Source organism: Rhizobium sp. BG4, from assembly GCF_016864575.1.
In the GTDB taxonomy this organism is placed as follows: domain Bacteria; phylum Pseudomonadota; class Alphaproteobacteria; order Rhizobiales; family Rhizobiaceae; genus Rhizobium.
The window spans coordinates 2,856,660-2,877,978 of record NZ_CP044125.1 but is presented as its reverse complement, the minus strand read 5'-3'; the positions used below and the strand labels follow the sequence as shown (position 1 = coordinate 2,877,978).

The following is a 21,319-nucleotide window of genomic DNA, read 5'->3' as shown; positions in this document are numbered from 1 at the left end:
GGGTCATGGCCGGGGCACTCTCCCAACAGCAATGGTCTTGACCTGCGTTTAAACAGGCGGCGCTTCCGTTCGCCCAAAAGCATGGAGAAAAATCATGGCTTCATCCATCCTCCAGTCCGTTCGCGGCTCCCGCAAGGGCAACGGCACGCTCCACAGCATCGAAAGCACGATCGAAGACCAGATCGAGCATCTGCGCGACGAGATCGAGGCGCTGACCAAGATCGCCGCCAAGAATTCCCGCCGCCAGTCGGACAAGATCCGCTATCAGGCATCTGCCGGTTACGACGAGCTCGTCGGCCGCAGCGAAGATCTGCTGCGCGACCTGCAGGATGGCTATCTGCGCGGCGCCAGCGAAGTCCGCGACACCGTGCGCAAGCATCCGGTCGCCACGATCGGCGCGGCCGCCGCCTTCGGCCTCGTGCTCGCCCTCCTCGCCCGCCGCTAGGAGGCTCGATGCTCTTCCCGATCCTCAGCATGCTGGTGGGAAACAGCGTTCACCGTACCGTTGCGCGAACCAAGCGCAACGGTATTTTCATTGCGATCGCCGCGCTTTTCCTGCTGACCGCCTATGCGCTGGCGGTGACCGCGGGTGCCATCTGGCTTGCGGGCATCTACGGCCCGGTCGGCGCCGCCCTCTTCCTCGCCGCCTGCGCAGTGCTCATTGCCGTCATCGCGCTTATCGTCATGGCGATCCTCAATGCGCAGGAGAAGCGCCGCGTTGAAGAGCGCCGGCTGGCGCTTGAATCCGCAGCAGCGGCCGGCATCGGCCTTCTTCGCTCGCAGCCGCTGTTGACCGCGGGCGTACTGGCTGCACTGGTTGCCTCCACCCTGGTTGGCTCCAAGCGGGACTAATATAGCTGACCGTCAGCGCCCGGAGCCCCCTCATCCGGCCCTAGCGGGCCGCCTTCTCCCCCGGGGAGAAGGGATCGAGGCGGCGCGGCATTGTCCCTTCTCCCCTCGGGGAGAAGGTGGCGGCAGCCGGATGAGGGGGCCTCGCCCACCGCCCCCAGAAAACTCCCCCACAAACAAAAAAGCCGGCGCCCACGAGGGGCAGCCGGCTTTTTCCTCCCAAGTATCCCTTGGTTTAGAAGGCGAATGCCTTCGATGTCAGCGGTGCGGATGTCGCGTCCGGGCCGAAATCGGCCTCGCCGGAGATCTGCAGCAGTTCCTGCAGGCGCTGGCGGGCGCGGTTGACGCGGCTCTTGATCGTGCCGACGGCGCATTCGCAGATTTCGGCGGCCTCTTCGTAGGAGAAGCCCGATGCACCGACCAGGATGATCGCTTCACGCTGATCCGGCGGCAGCTGCTCGAGAGCCTTCTTGAAATCCTGCAGGTCGAGCGCGCCGTATTGCGACGGGTGCATCGCCATGGATTCCGTGAACAGGCCGTCGCTGTCCTGGATTTCGCGGCCGCTCTTGCGCATCTGGCTGTAAAGCTCGTTGCGCAGGATGGTGAAGAGCCAGGCCTTCATGTTGGTTCCCATCTCGAAATGGTCCTGCTTGGCCCATGCCTTCATGATGGTGTCTTGCACGAGATCGTCCGCGCGGTCGTGGCGGCCGATCAGCGAGATTGCGAATGCGCGAAGGCTCGGCAGAGCTGCCAGGAGTTCGCGCTTGAAGCTTGGTTGCGCTTGTTCCATAGGCTCACCTTATTCCGCCATCTTGGCCGAAGCCATCATCTCGGCCTGGTCGAGCTTTTCGAGCAGATCGAGAAAACGGTCCGGGATCGCTTCGTCCTGGACGGCAGCGTAAAGCGACCGCAATTTGACGCCGATCTGGTTGTTGGGATCGAGTATGTCGCCCGCCCGCACATCCAGCCGTTGTTGATCTCTCTCTTCGTTCTGCTGTGTTGTCATTAACTCGTCACTTCTCGTCTGTTGTCTCTCTGTTGTGAGGGGCCGCCCGAGGTCTTGGTGCAGACACGGAAAGCACCGACCGTCCCGGGGACAGTTGATGCCGCAACGCTGCAGATGACATTCTTCAAACCGGCATGCCCTTATTCGTCGGCAAGGATAATGCGGGCGCCTGAAAAAAGTTCCGCACTGTCCGGAACTTTTTTAATAGTCTCACGTTTCTGACCCATTAGAGCCAGTTACCGGCCTATAGACGGGAGTTATTAATGACACTTTCAACTCGAATTGCGCCGCACCTTCCTTATCTGCGTCGCTATTCCCGCGCTCTCACCGGCACTCAGACATCTGGCGATGCATATGTTGCCGCAGTGCTTGAAGCGATCATCGCCGACATATCCATTTTCCCGGATACCGCTAACGACCGCGTCGCACTCTACAAACTGTTCACCGAACTTTTTGGTTCCACCGCAGTCCAGATTCCCGAGCCGGCCTCGCCTTATGCATGGGAACAGCGCGCGACAGTGAACCTCGCCAAGGTTTCGCCGGCGGCACGCCAGGCCTTCATCCTCGCATCCGTCGAGAACTTCCGCGTCGGCGAAATCGCCCTGATCCTCGATGTCGAGGAAAAGGAAGTCATGAGCCTGCTCGACACCGCCTCGCAGGAAATCTCCCGCCAGGTCGCGACCGACATCATGATCATCGAAGACGAACCGCTGATCGCCATGGATATCGAGCAGATGGTCGAAAGCCTTGGCCACAAGGTCACTGGCATCGCCCGCACCCACACGGAAGCCGTCGCGCTCTACAACAAGACCAAGCCGAGCATGGTTCTTGCCGACATCCAGCTTGCCGATGGCAGCTCGGGCATCGATGCGGTCAACGACATTCTGAAGACCTCAAGCGTACCGGTGATCTTCATCACCGCCTTCCCCGAACGTCTGCTGACCGGCGAACGTCCGGAACCGACGTTCCTTGTTACGAAGCCCTTCAATCCCGACATGGTCAAGGCATTGATCAGCCAGGCGCTGTTCTTCAATGAATCGACCAAGGTTGCCGCCTGAAAAGGGTTTTCCGGATAACGGAACAAAGCAAAAGCCGAAGCGTTCCAGCCTGACTGGCGCGCTTCGGGAGCTTTAACTGTTTCTGCAACGCTTGGTCATAAACTGACCGGCGGACGGACCGGCTGAATTGGCAACCTCTTTCCAGCTGCACCAGACGGATAAGGAAAGGCGGCTTGGTGACTACGATGAAACCATTAATCGGCAATGCCTCCCATATGGATGGCAAAGCCGTGATGATGGAACGGGCGCTTCGCAGTGCCGGAATTTCGATTCTCTTTCAGGACTCCCAGCTCGCAATCGCTTACGCCGAGAACCTGCCCGCTCATTTCCAGCATCTCTTCAGACCCGGCGCGACCGATGCCGACCTCTTCGGCCTGGCTTACGGCGAATATCTCCACGCCCTGAAGCTTAAGGTTCTCGAAGGCGGCGCGCCGACGACGGCCGAAGTCGAGGTCAATGTCGACGGCGAGATGCGCAGCTACGAGCTCAAGGTCCAGCGCGTCGCCGAAGGCGGCACTTACGGCATTCTCTCGGTCCTCTCCGAAGTCACCGAGACCCGTCACCGCGAAAAGGTGCTGAAGTCGCTGCTGCGCGAACTCTCGCACCGCTCGAAAAACCTGCTCGCCATCATCCAGGGCATTGCCACGCAGACGGCGCGCAACACGCTGTCGCTCGATGGTTTCCTGGTGAAATTCCGCGGCCGCCTGCAGTCGCTCTCCAATTCGCAGGACCTGATCACCGATTCCAGCTGGCGCGGCGCCTATCTCTTCGAGCTCGCCGAAAAGCAGTTCGCCCCCTACTGGCCGGAGACCGCCGGCACCATGCCGATCTTCGGCATCAACGCCCATATGACACCCAATGCCGCCGTCCATCTCGGCCTGGCGCTGCACGAACTGATCGTCAACTCCGCCTCCTTCGGCGCCATTGCCGGCGGTGCGGCCTCGATCACGCTCAACTGCCGCGAAGCTGAACTCAACGGCAGGAAGGCAATCGAAGTGACCTGGGCGGAGGCCCTGCCGAACAGGACGGAAGTTCACGAATTCAGCGAAAACAGCTTCGGCAAGACCGTGCTCGAGCGCGTCGTGCCCTCATCGATGAACGGCAAGGCAGTGCTCAAGCTGACACCCGGCCGCATCGAATATACATTGCTGATCCCCGAGACCGAATTCGAAATCCTGAAGCGCGCCTGACCGGGCGCTCTACTCCCCAAGACGGCACTGGTGTGGACAAAATAAAACAGCCAGTGCGAGGGCGGCGCACTGGCTGTTTTCACTCACCGGGAGGGGACCGTGAGTAGATCCGGATGATGGGTTGGGGGCGCGCATGTTGGGTCGATGCGATCATCATCAGGATACCCCAATAACGGGCGCGTTAACCTTTGGTTCCACCCGTCCGGAAAAAAAGTGGACTTTTGTGAATCTTTTTTGTCGAGCCTGTGAAACCCCCGCGAAATCCCTGATGCCGCAGCCAAAATCCCGATGAGAATAGGTATGTAAAATCAGTGGCATAACCTCTATAAGCACTCAAAATTTTACCGTTTGATAAATTTTTAGACCTGAGTTACGCTTTCCCTCACTAGCCGTTTACCAATAATGAGGGAACTTCAATGGAACGACTGGAAACTGGGATTCATGCTGGCCGGCTTTCGCCCGCCGAGTATGACGACAACTTTTCCGATCTGCATCCGCGCCTCGACAAACATGAGGCGCTGGTCGCTTCCGACCGCTGTTATTTCTGCTACGACGCGCCGTGCATGACGGCCTGTCCCACCTCCATCGACATTCCGCTGTTCATCCGCCAGATCTCGACCGGCAATCCGATCGGTTCAGCCAAGACGATCTTCGACCAGAATATCCTGGGCGGCATGTGCGCCCGCGTCTGTCCCACCGAAGAGCTCTGCGAACAGGCCTGCGTGCGCAACACGGCAGAGGAAAAGCCCGTGGAGATCGGCCGTCTGCAGCGCTATGCGACCGACGCCGCGATGAACGCAGGCAAGCAGTTCTATAGCCGCGCCGCTTCCTCGGGTAAGAAGATCGCCGTCATCGGCGCCGGTCCTGCCGGGCTCGCCGCCGCCCACCGCCTGGCGGTCAAGGGCCATGACGTCGTGATCTACGACGCCAAGCCGAAATCCGGCGGCCTCAACGAGTATGGTATCGCCACCTACAAGTCGGTCGACGACTTCGCCCAGAAGGAAGTCGATTACGTCCTGTCGATCGGCGGCATCGAGGTGAAGAACGGCCAGCTGCTCGGCCGCGACTTCTCGCTGTCGGACCTCCAGGCGCAATATGACGCCGTCTTCCTCGGCATCGGTCTTGCTGGTGTCAACGCCCTGAAGGTCGATGGCGAAAGCCTGCCCGGCGTCGAGGACGCCGTCGATTTCATCGCCAAGCTGCGCCAATCCGGCGACAAGGGCACGGTCGCGATCGGCCGCCGCGTCGTCGTTCTCGGCGGCGGCATGACGGCGATCGACGCTGCCGTGCAGGCCAAGCTGCTCGGCGCCGAGGAGGTGACGATCTGCTACCGCCGCGGCAAGGAGCACATGAACGCCTCCGAGTTCGAACAGGATCTCGCGGCTTCCAAGGGCGTCATCATCCGCCACTGGCTGGCGCCGAAATCGATCGTCGCCAAGAATGGCGCCGTCGCCGGTATCGAAGTCGAATATACCGCGCTTGCCGAAGGACGGCTGGTGACGACGGGCGAAACCGGCGTGATCGCCGCCGACCAGATCTTCAAGGCGATCGGCCAGACCTTCGAGGCCTCAGGCCTCGGCGCGCTGCGCACCGAAGGCGGCCGCATCGCCATCGATGGCGAAGGCCGCACCTCGATCGAGGGCGTCTGGGCGGGCGGCGACTGCGTGCTCGGCGGTGACGACCTCACCGTTTCGGCTGTCGCGCAAGGCCGCGATGCCGCCGAATCCATCAACCGCGTGCTTGCTGCAGGGTTGCAGCCGGCCGGCGCCGTCGCCTGAAGGGGAGCATGAACAATGGCTGATCTCCGCAATAATTTCGTCGGCATCAAATCCCCGAACCCGTTCTGGCTCGCCTCCGCGCCGCCGACCGACAAGGCCTATAACGTCGAGCGCGCCTTCAAGGCGGGCTGGGGCGGCGTGGTCTGGAAGACGCTCGGCGAGGAAGGCCCGCCCGTCGTCAATGTCAACGGCCCGCGCTATGGCGCGATCTGGGGCGCCGACCGCCGCCTGCTCGGTTTGAACAATATCGAGCTGATCACCGACCGCGACCTGCAGACCAACCTGCGGGAAATGAAGCAGGTGAAGATGAACTGGCCGGACCGCGCCCTGATCGCCTCGATCATGGTGCCCTGCGAGGAGGAGAGCTGGAAGGCGATCCTGCCGCTGGTGGAAGAAACCGGCGCCGACGGCATCGAACTGAACTTCGGCTGTCCGCACGGCATGTCCGAGCGCGGCATGGGTGCTGCGGTCGGTCAGGTGCCGGAATATATCGAGATGGTCGTGCGCTGGTGCAAGCAGTACACGCGCATGCCCGTCATCACCAAGCTGACGCCCAACATCACCGACATCCGCCGCCCTGCCCGCGCTGCCAAGCAAGGCGGCACGGACGCCGTGTCGCTGATCAACACGATCAACTCGATTACCTCGGTCAATCTCGACACCTTCTCGCCGGAACCGTCGATCGACGGGCGCGGCAGCCACGGCGGCTATTGCGGCCCGGCCGTCAAGCCGATCGCGCTCAACATGGTAGCCGAGATCGCCCGCGATCCTGAGACGTCGGGCCTGCCGATCTCCGGCATCGGCGGCGTCACGACATGGCGCGATGCGGCCGAGTTCCTGGTGCTTGGCGCCGGCAACGTGCAGGTCTGCACCGCGGCGATGACCTACGGCTTCAAGATCGTCGACGAGATGATCTCCGGCCTCGCGGCCTGGATGGACGAAAAGGGCCACCGCACCCTCGACGACATCACCGGCCGCGCCGTGCCGAATGTCTCCGACTGGCAGTACCTGAACCTCAACTACATCGCCAAGGCCAAGATCGACCAGGACGCCTGCATCAAGTGCGGCCGCTGTCACATCGCCTGCGAGGACACCTCGCACCAGGCGATCACCAACTTCGTCGACGGCGTCCGCCACTTCGAAGTCATGGAAGACGAGTGCGTCGGCTGCAACCTCTGCGTCAACGTCTGCCCGGTCGAGAACTGCATCACCATGGAAGGCCTGCCGGCAGGCGCGCTGGACGAACGCACCGGCAAGGTCGTCGAAAGCACCTACGCCAACTGGACGACCCATCCGAACAACCCGATGGCGAGACAGGCCGCGGAGTAAGAGATTCGCAAAGCCGCGGCGGAATTTGCGCCGCGGCTTTGCCTACCGGCATATCGGTGCTAAGGATGTGCCGCTGCACTACCGCAGCGTCCCACCAAGAGGAGGCAGCCATGGCTCGCAAACACCTCACCGGCCTCAGCTTTTGAGGTCACGTCCAAGCGACGTAAATCCTACCCCTCCGAAACCTGCGTCAAAACTGGGCGTCAGTTCATCCACGGCGATATCGAACTGATCGAGAAGCTCGGCCGCAACGACCCCTGTCCCTGTGGTTCGCGGAGACGGTTTCAAGAACTGTTGCCTGCAATCTGGCCACTATGACGGCATCCACCGCGACCACTACTTTTAGGGAGCGGGAGTGACGTGGCGAACTTGTTTCGCTCTTCCAAGCCGTCTCGCGTTGAGCAACACCTTACGCGGGACGGATCAGACTATCACTAGGAGAGGCCAATGACGGAAGCACTTGGCATTCGCATGAAGAGCCCAGCGCATCCCGGGGACTTTCTCAAGCACGAAGTTCTGGAGGAGCTGGAGCTCTCGGTGACCGATGCGGCGCGCGCGCTCGGCGTCACCCGGCCTGCCTTGTCCGCGTTGCTCAATGAACGCGCATCGCTCTCGCCCGAGATGGCGTTGCGGTTCGAGAAGGCATTCGGCATCTCGATGGATACGCTGATGCGGATGCAGAACAGCTTCGATATCGCCCAGGCGCGGCGCCGCGAGAAGGATATCGACGTCCTGCCCTACCGCACTCGGTTCTAAGCCACTCCCGCAAACGTCTTCCGATACGCCCCCGGGCTCGTCCCCAGCCGTTTGCGGAAATGGTGCCGCATCGTCGCGACCGTGCCGAATCCGCTCGCCGCAGCGATGTCATCCAGCGATGCCGCACCCTGCTTTTCCAGCAGTTCCCGCGCATGGCGCAGCCGCTCCTTCAACAGCCATTCGCCGACGCTGAGGCCGGTCGTCTTCTCGAAACGCCTCTGGAAGGTGCGCTGGCTCATGCCCGCCTTGTCGGCGAGCAGGCCGATCGGCTGCTCCTCGTCGAGGCGCTCGCGCATCCATTCGATCAGCGGCCCCAAGCGGATGCCTTCGCGCGCCTGCGGCACCGGCGCGTGGATGAACTGCGCCTGCCCGCCCTCGCGATGCGGCGGCAGGACGAGGCGGCGGGCGACGCTGTTGGCGGCCTCAGCGCCGAAATCCCCGCGCACCACATGCAGGCAGAGATCGATACCGGCGGCACTGCCCGCCGCCGTCAGGATGCTGCCCTCGTCCATGTAGAGAACCCCGGCGTCGAAGGCGATGTCGGGATAACGTGCGGCAATCGCGCCGACATAGCGCCAGTGCGTCGTCGCCCGGCGGCCGGAAAGCAGGCCCGATGCGGCGAGCACGGCGACGCCCGAGCAGAGCGACATGATGCGGGCGCCCCGCCGATGGGCAGCGCGAAGGGCAGCGGTGAGACCGTCAGGCACCGGCGCATCGATCGACCGCCAGCCGGGCACGACGATCAGGTCGGCCTTCTCCAGCACCTCGAGCCCGTGATCGGCGACAACCGTCAGCCCGCCCGCGGCGCGCAGCGGCCCGGGCTCGATGCCGCAGACCGAATAGCGGTACCATCCCTCGCCCATTTCGGGTCGCGGCAGGCCGAAGACTTCGTAGGCGATACCGAATTCGAAGGTGCAGAGACCGTCATAGGCAAGCACCGCGACTTCCGGTCCGGCAGGATTTGGCATGATCTTTACGCTCATCGTCATTCTGGCCAATTTCGCCAAGCCGTAGCATCGGCGATAACGGGCCGCAACCCGAACGAAAGGAACCGCCCATGCCAAGCTTCGTCAGCGAAACCCCGGCCGCCACCCCGGAAGCCACCGCCGCCTATTACGCCCGCAAGCTCGCCTTCGAGACCGACTGCTGGGACGTCAACGCATCGCTTGCCGCGGGCAAGGCCGATTTCGTGCTGCTCGACGTCCGCTCGCCCGCGATGTTCGCAGCCTCGCATCTCCCCGGCGCCATCAACCTGCCGCATGGCAAGATGACCGCGCATCGCATGGCCGAATGGCCCGACGACACGCTCTTCGTGGTCTATTGCGCCGGGCCGCATTGCAACGGCACCGACAAGGCAGCCCTTCGCCTCGCCCGCCTCGGCAAGCAGGTGAAGGTGATGATCGGCGGCATGACCGGCTGGGCCGACGAAGGCTTCAGCTTCGAGAGCGAAGCCGCTGCGGCATGATGGCGAGCCGTTCTCTGCTTGCGGGAGCGGCAAGGACGAATGAAAAAGGCCCGCGGGGCTGACTACCCGCGGGCCTATTGCTATTCAGATATTGAACCGCCCGCGTCAGTTCTGCGGGGCAGCGTCGGTGGGCGCGTAGGTGCCGTCTTCGTCCTGCTTCAAGAGCACGGCCTTGTCGGCATCTTCTTCCTTCTCGTCGACCATGCCGGCCTGCTTCTTCAGCGCTTCGGTGACCTTGTCGTCCTGTTCGGGATCGCGCGCGCTGTTGATCACGTCTTCCAGGGAGACGCCGAGCTTGTCGAGGCCGAGATCCTTTTCGATCTTGGCGACAACCTGTTCCCAGCCCTTATGCGCCTTGATGTTGGTGACAACCTTCTTCATCGCCGCGACGAAATCGTCGGTCGAGGCGTAGTCGTCCTTCTTGACGCCGAGTTCCTCGCCGGTGCGCTCGATCAGATCGAGCTTCATCTGCGTGATGGAGCGATTGTTGACGCTGAACAGGGCGTCGGAAATCTTCGATTCTGCCTGCGTCGGCTGGGTGCTGACGCCGACCGTCTGCTTCGAAGGCTGACCGTTTGCTGTTGCTACCAAGTCGGGAGTGGCGACCGTGGTCTTGTCCGTTGCGGCCGACGACTGGGCCTGAAGAATGAGAAGAGCGGAATTGGGACTGGAAGAAATTGATGTCATAAGTGACCCCCAAGCACACTGTTGCACCGTTCATGGCGGCAGTGGCGTAAGCTGATCGGGCAATCATGCCGTGATAAAAATCAATTGAGACACGTTCTGGATAGACGCGAATTATTGATAGAACATTTATGTGTGATTGCAACATCATGATCGCTTGCCTGCAGGAGTAGCAAGCCTGCGAGTTGATGAAAGGCTCCCGCTGATCCGCGGGAGCCGGCGTTTCAGAAGGTGATGACGATCTTGCCGAAGGGGCCGCGGTCGAGATGCGCCAGCGCTTCCGGCAGGTCCTCGAAGGCATAGGCCTTGTCGATCACCGGCTTGATGCCCGACATATCGACCGCCCGCACCAGATCCTCCAGCGCCCGGCGGTGACCGACGCTGATGCCCTGTACGGTCGGCGACTTCAAGAGCAGCGGCGCAACCGGCCCGGAGATCTCGAAGCCCTCGAGCACACCGATGACATGGATATGCCCGCCGACCGCCACGGCCTTCAGCGCCTCGCCGAAATTCGCCCCGCCGGCGATTTCGAGAATCTGGTCGGCGCCGTAATCATTGGTCAGGCCGTAGAGCGTCTCCACCCAGTTTTCCCGGCCGAAGCCGTGATCGGCGCCGATGGCGCGGGCGCGCTCCAGCTTGTCCGTGCTGCCCGAAGTGACGAAGACTTCAGCGCCATGCGCCTTGGCGATCTGCACGCCGAACAGCGCCACACCGCCCGTCCCCTGGATCAGCACCTTCTGCCCGGCCTTCAGCTTGCCGCGCTCGACCAGCGCGAACCAGGCCGTCAGACCGGCGCAGGGCAAGGTGCTGGCTTCGGCCGCATCGAGCGTATCCGGCGCCTTGGCGAACCAGTCCTCTGAGAAGGTGAGATAATCCGAGAGCACGCCGGGATAGATGCCGCCGAGCGTGCGGTAGGGCGGATTCCGCGCATCGCCAAAGTTCTTGCCGTCGATCCAGCCGGGAGAGAAGGTCGAGATCACCCGGTCGCCCGGCTTGAAGCGCGTCACACCGGGGCCGACCGCCTCGACGATACCGGCCATGTCGGAGGCCGGAACGAAGGGAAACTGCAGCGGCAGCCCCATACCGGTTTCCAGCACCAGCTTGTCGCGATAGTTCAGCGAGACCACTTCCGTGCGCACCAGAACCTGATTGTGCCCAGGGTCCTCCGTCCGCGCCTCCGATATCTTCAGGTTCTTCGGGCCGATCCCGTCGATCGTCCACTGCCTTGCCTTGGTCATCGCATCTGCTCCTTTGCCTGTTCAGCGAATGGAGCCATGCTATCGTTGAAATTGGCGCCGCAGTTGCGATATAAATTCCCAAGATCGGTTCCATAGAGGATACAATCATGGAGAAGCTCGGCGGCATCTCCGTCTTCGTCGAAGTCGTGGAAGCCGGCGGCTTCTCGGCGGCGGCAAGCGGCCTGAACCTGACGCGCTCGGCGGTCGGCAAGACCATTGCCCGGCTGGAGGAGCGCCTCGGCGTGCGCCTCTTCCACCGCACCACCCGGGCACAAAGCCTGACCGACGAGGGCCAGTTCTTCTACGAACGCTGCCTGAAGGCGCTGGAGGAAATCCGGATCGGCGAGGCGCTGCTCGAGGCCGGCAAGCGCACGGTGCGCGGCAAGCTGCGCGTCTCCATGCCAGTGATCTTCGGACGCCAATGCATCGCCCCGATCCTCGTCTCGCTGCTCGACGAACATCCGGAGCTGGAGCTCGACCTCTCCTTCAACGACCGCATCGTCGATCTGCTCGACGACGGCTACGATCTGGCGATCCGCAACGGACCGCTGAAGGACGACGAGAACGTGATGGCGCGGCTGATCGCTCACCAACGGCTGACGATCTGCGCCTCCCCTTCTTATCTCGAAAAACACGGCACGCCGGAAACGCTTGACGATCTCGCCCGCCACACCGGCATCATCTACGGTAAGCAGGATAGCCACCGCACCTGGGTCTTCCCAACCGATGACGATCCCTGGCGGCGGGTACAGCCGCAGTCCCGGCTGCGCATGGATGATCTCGCCACCATCTGCGATCTCGCCGTCGACGGCGCCGGCCTCGTCTGGCTGCCCTGCTGGATGGTGCGCGAGCATGTGGCAGCCGGCCGCCTCGTCCGCGTCCTCACCGATGTCCGCCCGGTCGTCTTCCAGTCCCATGCCGTCTGGCCGCGCTCGCCGGTGATGCTGCCGAAGGTGCGCCTGGCGATCGACACGCTGGTCGAGCGCCTGCCGCGGCTAATGGAGTGAAGCCGCGAAATTTACCAAGCCACCGAAGTCCCTGAATTTTTTATTCTATTCACTGGAAATCATGAAAGCCTGCCGTATATCGCTTGAAAGCCGGGCTGCAATGATGCGGCATGCCGGATTATGATCGAACGGAACAGCAGTCATCATGTCACTTCGAAACGCGCTGCGCGCGGGCACCAGCGATTGCCACGCTGACGTCGATGCTCTCTTTGGCCGGTTCGATCTTGGGCGCGAAGCCGATTACCGGGCTTTCCTGTCGGCCCATGCGCGCGCCGTTCCCGCTGTCGAAATCGCCCTTGAGAACTCCGGCATCGAGCGGCTGATCCCCGACTGGCATGAGCGCCGCCGCCGCGATCTGCTGGTGGACGATCTCGCCGCCTTGAACGCACCGCTGCCGCCCTCGCTCGCGGCACCCGATATGCCCGATGATGCAGCCCTTCTCGGCGCCGTCTATGTGCTCGAAGGCTCCAAGCTCGGCGGCGCCATGCTGGCGAAAGCCGTCGGCGATGGTCTGCCCGCCGCCTATCTCAGCCCCTTCGGCCCGAAGGGCGGCATGAAGGCCTTCATGGATATGCTGGATGCGTCAGGGGCCGATGAGACAGCCGCCGTCGAAGCCGCCCGCGCCATCTTCGCGCTGTTCCACAAGGCAGCCGCGATGGAACTGGAGATGGCCGCCTCGTGAGCGAAACCTTCGACCGCGTCGACCTCACCAATTGCGACAGAGAACCGATCCACCGCCTCGGCGCCATCCAGCCGTTCGGTTTCCTGCTCGTCTCCTCCCCCGACTGGCTGATTTCCCGCGCCTCCGAAAATCTCGAGCAGTTCCTCGGCGTCAGCCACAGGGATGTGCTGGGTCACCCGCTGTCCGAGGTGATCATGTCGCAGACGCTGCACACGCTGCGCAACCGCCTCGCCGTCATTCGCGGACCAGATATCGTTGAGCGCCTGTTCGGCATCCAGTTTTCCGAAAGCGGCCCGCCCTTCGACGTGGCGCTGCATATCAGCGACGGCCAGGTGGTGATCGAGGCCGAGCCTTCGCAGGACGGTAGCCAGGGCGGCACGACATTGTCGATCCGCAGCATGATGGCCCGCCTCGATCAGGCCGAGACGATGGAGGCCTTCTTCCGCGAAGGCGCCCGCCAGGCCCGGGCGCTCACCGGCTTCGACCGCGTCATGGTCTATCGCTTCGACGAGAAGGGTTCCGGCGAAGTCGTGGCGGAAGCCGCGCGGCCCGGCATCGGCTCCTTCCTAGGCCTGCATTACCCGGCCTCCGATATTCCGGTTCAGGCCCGCGCGCTTTATGTGCGCAATCTCTTCCGCGTCATCGCCGATATCGATGCCACGCCGGTTCCGATCCATCCTGACGTCGACGAACACGGCCGCCCGCTCGATCTTTCCATGTCGATCCTGCGTTCGGTCTCGCCGATCCATATCGAATACCTGAAGAACATGGGCGTCGGCGCCTCGCTGTCGATCTCGATCATTGTCGATGGCAAGCTCTGGGGCCTCTTTGCCTGCCACCATTATTCCGCCCGCCTGCCCTCCTTCGAGCGCCGCTCGACATCGGAGCTGTTCGGCCAGATGTTCGCCTCGCGTCTCGAAAGCCGCGAGCGGCGCCTGGCGCTGGAATTCGAGACCAAGGCCCGGCGCATCGCCGACCGGTTGCTGACCTCGGTTGCCGACAATGCCAGCCTGCTCGACGATCCGACCTGGCTGATCGATGCGCTCTCCGACGCCATCCCCGCCGATGGCATCGGTGTGTGGATCAACGGCCGCTCGGCGCTGACGGGCCTTGCACCCTCGCAGGAGCAGTTTGCAGGGCTGGTCAGGGTCCTGAACCGCACGTCTTCCGGCCGCGTCTTCACCACCGATCATCTCGAGGAATTCTTCCCGGATTCCGGCATCGACGGCACCGTCGCCGGGCTGATGGCGATCCCGATCTCGCGCTCGCCGCGCGATTACGTCATCCTGTTCCGCCAGGAGATCGTCCGCACCGTCCGCTGGGCCGGGGATCCGCACAAGCCGGTCGAATATGGCCCGAACGGTCCACGGCTGACACCGCGCAAGAGCTTCGAGAGCTGGTCGGAGCTCGTTCGCGGCCGCTCGCAACCGTTCACGGCAGCCGAAAAGCGGGTGGCCGATACGATCCGCGTGACGCTGATCGAGGTGATCCTGCGCCTGGCCGACGAGGCGAGCGCCGTGCGCCAGCAGGCAAACGAGCGGCAGGAAATCCTGATTGCCGAACTGAACCACCGCGTCCGCAATATCCTCAGCCTGATCAGCGGCCTGATCCGCCAGTCGCGCACCGGTGATGGCGATATCGGCGAGTTCGTCGGCCAGCTGGAAGGCCGCGTCCAGGCCTTGTCGCGCGCCCATGACCAGATCACCCGGGATCACTGGGCACCGGCATCGCTGCGCTCACTGCTGCAGGCAGAAGCCGCCGCCTATCTCGGCAAGAATGCCGCCCGCGTCATCATGCGCGGCGACGAGGTTCTGCTCGGGCCGCAGGCCTTCTCGACCGCAGCGCTCGTCTTCCACGAACTGGTCACCAACAGCGCCAAATATGGCAGCCTCTGCGATAGCGGCACGGTCGCCGTCTCCTGGAAAAAGGATGCCAAGGGCAATCTGCTGATCGAATGGCGCGAGGCCGACGGCCCCGCCGTCAAGGCGCCGAAACGCCAGGGCTTCGGCACGACGATCATCCGCCACTCGATCCCCTACGATCTCGGCGGCAAGGCGGAAGTCCGATACGCGCCGTCGGGCCTGGAAGCCGATTTCACCATTCCGGCGAAATACGTGACCTTCGCCCAGGGGCCGGTCTCCATCCTGCCGGAGACCCGCGAGGAACCGGTCGCGCGTGCCGCAACGGCCATCTCCGAAAAGCCGCTGCAGGGCTGCAGCATCCTGCTCGTCGAGGACAACCTGATCATCGCCATGGACGGCGAGGACATCTTCCTGCAGCTCGGCGCCAAGGACGTGGCACTGGCGCCAAGCGTTGCCCAGGCGCTCGATATCGTCGCCACCAGGCATTTCGACCTGGCGGTTCTCGACGTCAATCTCGGGGAAGAGACCAGTTTCCCGGTTGCCGAAAAGCTGGTGAAGGCAGGAACGCCACTCGTCTTTGCAACGGGTTACGGCGAGGCCGTGACTCGAAACTTCAACGGCGCCAATATCCTGCAGAAGCCCTATACGATCGAAAGCGTCGCAGCCGCCCTCGACAAGATGATGCCGCTCAAGAAGGCCTGAACCGTCAGCCGGGCTGCACCATCAGTCCGCCGACGAAGAGCTGTTCGAGAAACCGCGCGGCATCCTCGAAACGTCCCGTGCCGGAATGCTCCTGGCCAAGCACTGCCCGCACCTGTACATCGAAGTCGGCGTAATGCTGGGTGGTCGACCAGATCGAGAAGATCAGGTGATAGGGATCGCATTTGGCGATCTTGCCGGCCTTGGCCCAGACGCGGATCACCTCCGCCTTCTCGTCGACAAGGTTCTTCAGCGGCCCCTTCAGCTCGTCCTCGATATGCGGCGCACCTTGCAGAACCTCATTGGCGAACAACCGGCTTTCGCGCGGAAAGTCCCGCGCCATTTCAAGCTTGCGGCGGATATAGCTGCGGATTTCAGATTCCGGATTGCCTTCGGCATTGAAGGCCCTGAGCGGCTCCAGCCAGGTAAAGAGTACCCGGTCGATCAGCGCCCGGTGCATCGCTTCCTTGGTGCGGAAATAATAGAGGAGATTGGGCTTCGACATGCCGGCAGCGGCGGCGATCTGGTCAATCGTGGAACCACGGAAGCCGCTGACCGAAAACACGTCGAGCGCCGCTTCGAGAATCTGCTCTTCCTTCTCTTCCTGGATGCGCGTCCGCCGCTGCGTCCTCGCTGCTCTCGGAATGGCCATATGGCTGTCGTTTCCCTCACAAATTCAACTGCTTCAATCAAGTTTTCAGAAGCAGTTCCCCGCCCGCAATTTTGTCGGCATTTTTGCTGTTTTACGTCTTGAGCCCAGCGACGGAAGCTGTAATGTTTACCAATCGGTCAAATTATCCGTCAGATGCAAAATAAAGGCAACGGCGGATTTTCCAGCGCAAAGAAAACAAACAATCGCGCCGGGAATTGACCAAGGGAACAGACCGGACATGCTTACGGCATGACTGATGAAAACAGGCGAGGACTTCAGATATGGTGGCAGCACCAGGCGAAAACATGCGCGTCAACGGCGACCGTCTGTGGGACAGTCTCATGGACATGGCGAAGATCGGCCCCGGCATTGCCGGCGGCAACAACCGCCAGACGCTGACGGACGCCGATGGCGAGGGCCGCAGCCTCTTCAAGACGTGGTGCGACTCCGCGGGCATGACCATGGGCGTCGACAAGATGGGCACGATGTTCGCGACCCGCCCCGGCACCGATCCCGATGCCCTGCCGGTCTATGTCGGCTCGCATCTCGACACCCAGCCGACCGGCGGCAAGTATGACGGCGTGCTCGGCGTGCTCGCCGCGCTCGAGGTCGTGCGCACGATGAACGATCTCGGCATCAAGACCAAGCACCCGATCGTCGTCACCAACTGGGCCAATGAGGAAGGTGCGCGCTTTGCGCCCGCCATGCTGGCGTCCGGCGTCTTCGCCGGCGTTCACAGCATGGATTACGCCTATGGCCGCAAGGATCCAGAAGGAAAGACCTACGGCGACGAGCTGAAGCGCATCGGCTGGCTCGGCGACGAGGAAGTCGGCGCCCGGAAGATGCACGCCTATTTCGAATATCACATCGAACAGGGCCCGATCCTCGAAGCCGAGAACAAGCAGATCGGCGTCGTGACGCACTGTCAGGGCCTGTGGTGGCTGGAATTCACCCTTACCGGCCGCGAAGCCCATACCGGCTCGACGCCGATGGCGATGCGCGTCAATGCCGGTCTTGCGATGTCGCGCATCCTGGAAATGGTCCAGGGTGTCGCCATGAGCGAACAGCCAGGCGCCGTCGGCGGTGTCGGCCAGGTGTTCTTCTCGCCGAACTCCCGCAACGTCCTGCCTGGCAAGGTCGTCTTCACCGTCGACATCCGTACGCCCAGCCAGGAAAAGCTCGATCGCATGCGCGCCAAGATCGAGGCCGAAGCGGCAAAGATCTGCGAGGCGCTCGGCGTCGGCTGCTCCGTCGAGGCGGTCGGCCATTTCGATCCCGTCACCTTCGACCCGGTCCTCGTCGGCCGCGTCCGTGACGCCGCCGAAAAGCTCGGCTACTCCCACATGAACATCATTTCCGGCGCCGGCCACGACGCCTGCTGGGCCGCCAAGGTGGCGCCCGCCACCATGGTCATGTGCCCCTGCGTCGGCGGTCTCAGCCACAACGAGGCGGAGGAGATTTCCAAGGAATGGGCGACCGCGGGCGCGGACGTGCTGTTCCATGCGGTGGCGGAGACGGCGGAGATTGTGGTGTGAAACAATTGCGCCTATATTTGGAAGCTGAATTGCCGCCAACGGAGGCCGGTGAATGTCGACCGACAACCTCATACTTGAGCACCTGCGTGCCATCCGCGGCACCGTCGAACGGCTTGCCGACGACATGCAGGTCGTCAAGCAACGCCTCGGCATTCTCGAACATCAGTATGCGACCATTTCGACACGGCTCGACCGCATCGATGAACGCGTCTTGCGGATCGAAAAGCGGCTTGATCTCGTCGAGGCATAGCGCCCTCGAGCATTTACCGAAAATCACCAGACTGCTTCGCACGCAACCTCTCCACTAGGGGATGCGATCGGTCACCTGACTCAATAAGAACAGGGAACAGCCATGACCACAGTCATCAAGAACGGAACCATCGTTACCGCCGACCTGACCTATAAGGCGGACGTGAAGATCGAGGGTGGCAAGATCGTCGAGATCGGGCCGAACTTGTCTGGCAACGAGGTGCTGGACGCCTCCGGTTGCTACGTTATGCCCGGTGGTATCGATCCACATGTGCATCTCGAAATGCCCTTCATGGGCACCTATTCCTCCGATGATTTCGAAAGCGGCACGCGCGCCGCTCTTGCCGGAGGCACGACCATGGTCGTCGATTTCTGCCTGCCCGATCCCGGCCAGTCGCTGCTCGATGCGCTGAAGCGCTGGGACAACAAGTCGACCCGCGCCAATTGCGACTACTCCTTCCACATGTCGGTGACCTGGTGGGGCGAGCAGGTCTTCAACGACATGAAGACCATCGTGCAGGAAAAGGGCATCAACACCTTCAAGCATTTCATGGCCTACAAGGGCGCGCTGATGGTGAACGACGACGAGATGTTCGCCTCGTTCCAACGCTGCGCCGAACTCGGCGCGCTGCCCCTCGTCCATGCCGAAAACGGCGACGTCGTCGCCGCCATGCAGCAGAAGCTGATGGATGAGGGCAATAACGGCCCCGAGGGTCACGCCTATTCGCGCCCGGCCTCCGTCGAAGGCGAAGCGACCAACCGCGCCATCATCATCGCCGACATGGCAGGCGTGCCGCTCTATGTCGTCCACACCTCCTGCGAACAGGCCCATGAAGCAATCCGCCGCGCCCGCCAGAACGGCATGCGCGTCTATGGCGAGCCGCTGATCCAGCACCTGACGCTCGACGAGAGCGAATATTTCAACCGCGACTGGGATCACTCCGCCCGCCGCGTCATGTCCCCGCCCTTCCGCAACAAGCAGCATCAGGACAGTCTCTGGCCGGCCTTTCCGCTGGTTCGCTGCAGGTGGTGGCGACCGACCACTGCGCCTTCACGACGGACCAGAAGCGCACCGGCCTCGGCGACTTCCGCAAGATCCCGAACGGCACCGGCGGCCTCGAAGACCGCATGCCGATGCTCTGGACCTATGGCGTCGCGACCGGCCGCATCACCATGAACGAGTTCGTGGCGGTCACCTCCACCAACATCGCCAAGATCCTCAACGTCTATCCGAAGAAGGGCGCGATCCTCGTCGGCGCCGATGCCGATATCGTCGTCTGGGACCCGAAGCGCTCCAAGACCATCTCGGCCAAGAGCCAGCAGTCGGCGATCGATTACAACGTCTTCGAGGGCAAGGAAGTCACCGGCCTGCCGCGCTATACGCTGACCCGCGGCGTCGTCGCCATCGAGGAGTCGACCATCAAGACGCAAGAGGGCCACGGCCAGTTCGTCAAGCGCGAACCCTTCCAGGCGGTCAACAAGGCGCTCTCGACCTGGAAGGAGCTGACCGCTCCGCGCAAGGTCGAACGCACCGGCATCCCGGCAAGCGGGGTGTGACATCGATGCGCGGCCATGTGATTTTGACGATTGTCTCCCTGGCCGCGCTCTCCACCGCGGCGCTTCCTGCTGCAGTATGGGCCGATACGCTGCCGATCAAGGGCAGCTACGGCAACAAGGATGGCTGCGCCTATGCCAAGTCGGGCGAAAGCACCGGCTCCGACAGTTTCTTCCTGCTGACCTCCGAGGCGATCACCACGGCCGCCTCCTATTGCGAGATCAAGAAGCTGGTGAAGACCGAGGGCAAGAATTTCACCGCCACGGTCTCCTGCCAGGCCGAGGGTGAGGAAGGCGAGAGCGAGGACACCGCGAAGATCACCTCCGGCCCCAAAGGCTACACGATCGGCCTCGCCTCCGATGCCGCCGTCAAGTGGGGGCCGCTGCCGCTATGCAAGTAGGCTCAATCCGGCACGCGGCTGTCGAGCTCCGGCAGCAGCACGACGCTCTCCTGCTCGTTGGGATCTGTCCGCGCGATGATCGCCGTGCAGGGCGTGCTGCTGAGATTGGCGGGCAGGTGCGGAACACCGGCCGGAATGTAGAAAAGTTCGCCGGCATGGACGACGACATGGTGCTCCAGCTCGTCGCCATACCAGGTATGGGCCTCGCCGGAGAGCATGTAGATCGCCGTTTCATGCGCCTCGTGCAGATGCGCCTTGGCGCGCACGCCGGGCGGAATGGTCAGAAGATGCATGCAGATGCCCTTCGCGCCGACCGTCTCCGCGGCAATGCCCTCGAAATAGCTGAGCCCCTGCTTGCCGTCATAGGCGTGGCTGGGACGAACAATGTGGCAGGTGGGCTTTGACTTCGCGTCCATTCTCATCCTCCATGGACTTTGCCGCGGGTTTTGCAACCGGGCAGCATCATAACATGCAAACCGCGCCGCTGCGGGGAAAACAGGACTGGTAACCTATCGATGCAAGCAGCCTCCGTCGTATCCGCCAAGGATCTCTGTCTCACCTTCCAGACGAATGACGGGCCGGTGCATGCGCTGAGCAATGTCAATCTCGATGTCAACAAGGGCGATTTCGTCTCCTTCATCGGCCCATCCGGCTGCGGCAAGACGACGTTCCTGCGCGTCATCGCCGATCTGGAGAAGACCACCTCGGGCGAGATCAGCGTCAACGGCATGACGCCGGAAGAGGCCCGCAAGGCGCGCGCCTATGGCTATGTCTTCCAGGCCGCCGCCCTCTATCCCTGGCGCACGATCGAGAAGAACATCGCCCTTCCCCTTGAAATCATGGGTTATTCCAAGGCCGAGCAGAAGAAGCGCATCTCCGAGGCGCTGGAACTCGTCGAACTCACCGGCTTCGACAAGAAATTCCCCTGGCAGCTCTCGGGCGGCATGCAGCAGCGCGCCTCGATCGCCCGCGCGCTCGCCTTCGATGCCGATCTGCTCCTGATGGACGAACCCTTCGGCGCCCTGGACGAAATCGTCCGCGACCACCTGAACGCCGCGCTCCTGAAGCTCTGGTCGCGCACCAACAAGACGATCTGCTTCGTCACCCACTCGATCCCCGAGGCCGTTTACCTCTCCACCAAGATCGTCGTCATGTCCCCCGCCCCGGCCGCGTCACCGATATCATCGACTCGACCCTGCCGAAGGAACGCCCCCTCGATATCCGCGAGACGCCGGAGTTCCTGGAGATCGCCCATCGGGTGCGCGATGGCTTGAGAGCGGGGCATAGTTATGAGTGAGACGCTCATCCGAATGAAAACCCCTCCC

The 21,319-nt window shown here is 62.6% G+C and carries 22 protein-coding genes and 2 pseudogenes; 17 read left to right on the top strand and 7 right to left on the bottom strand.

Going from position 1 to position 21,319, the window contains the following annotated elements; genetic code table 11:
• The first annotated feature begins 94 nt into the window (after positions 1 to 94).
• Entirely contained in the window at positions 95 to 445 is a 351-nt protein-coding gene (locus F2982_RS14435) for a DUF883 family protein (protein WP_112711383.1), read from the top strand.
• Between the two features lie 8 nt (positions 446 to 453).
• Positions 454 to 852, top strand: a complete 399-nt coding sequence (locus tag F2982_RS14430; protein ID WP_112711384.1) for a hypothetical protein — start codon at positions 454 to 456, stop codon at positions 850 to 852.
• Positions 853 to 1,084: 232 nt separating this feature from the next.
• Here the strand turns inward: F2982_RS14430 and F2982_RS14425 are convergent, their stop codons facing one another.
• Entirely contained in the window at positions 1,085 to 1,639 is a 555-nt protein-coding gene (locus tag F2982_RS14425) for an RNA polymerase sigma factor (protein WP_112711385.1), read from the bottom strand.
• A gap of 9 nt (positions 1,640 to 1,648) precedes the next feature.
• Positions 1,649 to 1,855, bottom strand: a complete 207-nt coding sequence (locus F2982_RS14420) for a NepR family anti-sigma factor (RefSeq protein WP_112711386.1) — start codon at positions 1,853 to 1,855, stop codon at positions 1,649 to 1,651.
• Positions 1,856 to 2,118: 263 nt separating this feature from the next.
• Here F2982_RS14420 and F2982_RS14415 point away from each other — a divergent pair, with 263 nt between their 5' ends.
• From F2982_RS14415 to F2982_RS14390, 6 genes are all read left to right on the top strand, one after another.
• A complete protein-coding gene (locus F2982_RS14415) occupies positions 2,119 to 2,913 on the top strand; it encodes a response regulator (protein WP_130283921.1) in 795 nt (264 codons plus the stop codon).
• A gap of 185 nt (positions 2,914 to 3,098) precedes the next feature.
• On the top strand, positions 3,099 to 4,103 hold the full coding sequence (locus tag F2982_RS14410) for a PAS domain-containing sensor histidine kinase (protein WP_246777445.1): 1,005 nt from the start codon (positions 3,099 to 3,101) through the stop codon (positions 4,101 to 4,103).
• Positions 4,104 to 4,519: 416 nt separating this feature from the next.
• The gene (locus tag F2982_RS14405) at positions 4,520 to 5,881 is read left to right on the top strand and encodes an NAD(P)-dependent oxidoreductase (protein ID WP_203428214.1); all 1,362 of its coding nucleotides are present in this window, start codon (positions 4,520 to 4,522) and stop codon (positions 5,879 to 5,881) included.
• 15 nt (positions 5,882 to 5,896) lie between these two features.
• Positions 5,897 to 7,210: an NAD-dependent dihydropyrimidine dehydrogenase subunit PreA gene (preA, locus tag F2982_RS14400; protein WP_112711389.1), complete on the top strand. Its 1,314-nt coding sequence runs from the start codon at positions 5,897 to 5,899 to the stop codon at positions 7,208 to 7,210.
• A 210-nt stretch (positions 7,211 to 7,420) separates the two neighbouring features.
• Positions 7,421 to 7,528: an SEC-C metal-binding domain-containing protein gene (locus F2982_RS31550; RefSeq protein WP_348652517.1), complete on the top strand. Its 108-nt coding sequence runs from the start codon at positions 7,421 to 7,423 to the stop codon at positions 7,526 to 7,528.
• Between the two features lie 129 nt (positions 7,529 to 7,657).
• On the top strand, positions 7,658 to 7,966 hold the full coding sequence (locus F2982_RS14390; RefSeq protein WP_203428213.1) for a HigA family addiction module antitoxin: 309 nt from the start codon (positions 7,658 to 7,660) through the stop codon (positions 7,964 to 7,966).
• Here the strand turns inward: F2982_RS14390 and ftrA are convergent.
• Positions 7,963 to 8,955, bottom strand: a complete 993-nt coding sequence (gene ftrA / locus F2982_RS14385) for a transcriptional regulator FtrA (RefSeq protein WP_203428212.1) — start codon at positions 8,953 to 8,955, stop codon at positions 7,963 to 7,965. The two genes, F2982_RS14390 and ftrA, sit on opposite strands and share 4 nt — an antisense overlap.
• A 68-nt stretch (positions 8,956 to 9,023) precedes the next feature.
• Between ftrA and F2982_RS14380 the strand changes: the two genes are divergently transcribed.
• Entirely contained in the window at positions 9,024 to 9,431 is a 408-nt protein-coding gene (locus tag F2982_RS14380; protein WP_203428211.1) for a rhodanese-like domain-containing protein, read from the top strand.
• A gap of 105 nt (positions 9,432 to 9,536) precedes the next feature.
• Here the strand turns inward: F2982_RS14380 and F2982_RS14375 are convergent, their stop codons facing one another.
• Together F2982_RS14375 and F2982_RS14370 are read right to left on the bottom strand one after the other, a co-directional pair.
• Positions 9,537 to 10,118, bottom strand: coding sequence for a hypothetical protein (locus F2982_RS14375; RefSeq protein ID WP_203428210.1), 582 nt, complete (start codon positions 10,116 to 10,118; stop codon positions 9,537 to 9,539).
• A 221-nt stretch (positions 10,119 to 10,339) separates the two neighbouring features.
• Positions 10,340 to 11,353 (bottom strand): NAD(P)-dependent alcohol dehydrogenase, encoded by a 1,014-nt coding sequence (locus tag F2982_RS14370; protein ID WP_203428209.1) that lies wholly within the window; start codon positions 11,351 to 11,353, stop codon positions 10,340 to 10,342.
• 107 nt (positions 11,354 to 11,460) lie between these two features.
• On the opposite strand from F2982_RS14370, the gene F2982_RS14365 reads away from it, so the two are divergent.
• From F2982_RS14365 to F2982_RS14355, 3 genes are all read left to right on the top strand, one after another.
• The gene (locus tag F2982_RS14365; RefSeq protein ID WP_203428208.1) at positions 11,461 to 12,360 is read left to right on the top strand and encodes a LysR family transcriptional regulator; all 900 of its coding nucleotides are present in this window, start codon (positions 11,461 to 11,463) and stop codon (positions 12,358 to 12,360) included.
• Positions 12,361 to 12,505: 145 nt separating this feature from the next.
• The gene (locus F2982_RS14360; RefSeq protein ID WP_203428207.1) at positions 12,506 to 13,042 is read left to right on the top strand and encodes a biliverdin-producing heme oxygenase; all 537 of its coding nucleotides are present in this window, start codon (positions 12,506 to 12,508) and stop codon (positions 13,040 to 13,042) included.
• The gene (locus F2982_RS14355) at positions 13,039 to 15,606 is read left to right on the top strand and encodes an HWE histidine kinase domain-containing protein (protein ID WP_203428206.1); all 2,568 of its coding nucleotides are present in this window, start codon (positions 13,039 to 13,041) and stop codon (positions 15,604 to 15,606) included. Before F2982_RS14360 ends, F2982_RS14355 begins: the two co-directional genes overlap by 4 nt.
• A gap of 4 nt (positions 15,607 to 15,610) precedes the next feature.
• Here the strand turns inward: F2982_RS14355 and F2982_RS14350 are convergent, their stop codons facing one another.
• Complete coding sequence (locus F2982_RS14350; protein ID WP_203428205.1) at positions 15,611 to 16,255, bottom strand: TetR family transcriptional regulator C-terminal domain-containing protein; 645 nt, start codon at positions 16,253 to 16,255, stop codon at positions 15,611 to 15,613.
• A gap of 281 nt (positions 16,256 to 16,536) precedes the next feature.
• Between F2982_RS14350 and F2982_RS14345 the strand changes: the two genes are divergently transcribed.
• From F2982_RS14345 to F2982_RS14330, 4 genes and pseudogenes are all read left to right on the top strand, one after another.
• Positions 16,537 to 17,790: a Zn-dependent hydrolase gene (locus tag F2982_RS14345; RefSeq protein WP_203428204.1), complete on the top strand. Its 1,254-nt coding sequence runs from the start codon at positions 16,537 to 16,539 to the stop codon at positions 17,788 to 17,790.
• Between the two features lie 52 nt (positions 17,791 to 17,842).
• Positions 17,843 to 18,040, top strand: a complete 198-nt coding sequence (locus F2982_RS14340) for a hypothetical protein (protein WP_112390444.1) — start codon at positions 17,843 to 17,845, stop codon at positions 18,038 to 18,040.
• Positions 18,041 to 18,142: 102 nt separating this feature from the next.
• Positions 18,143 to 19,596: pseudogene (hydA, locus tag F2982_RS14335) on the top strand (dihydropyrimidinase).
• Between the two features lie 17 nt (positions 19,597 to 19,613).
• Positions 19,614 to 19,994, top strand: coding sequence for a hypothetical protein (locus F2982_RS14330; RefSeq protein ID WP_246777558.1), 381 nt, complete (start codon positions 19,614 to 19,616; stop codon positions 19,992 to 19,994).
• Between the two features lie 2 nt (positions 19,995 to 19,996).
• Here F2982_RS14330 and F2982_RS14325 read toward each other — a convergent pair whose 3' ends face one another.
• Complete coding sequence (locus F2982_RS14325; protein WP_112711404.1) at positions 19,997 to 20,410, bottom strand: cupin domain-containing protein; 414 nt, start codon at positions 20,408 to 20,410, stop codon at positions 19,997 to 19,999.
• 99 nt (positions 20,411 to 20,509) lie between these two features.
• On the opposite strand from F2982_RS14325, the pseudogene F2982_RS14320 reads away from it, so the two are divergent.
• Positions 20,510 to 21,291 (top strand): annotated as a pseudogene (locus F2982_RS14320) (ABC transporter ATP-binding protein).
• The last annotated feature ends 28 nt before the right edge of the window (positions 21,292 to 21,319 follow it).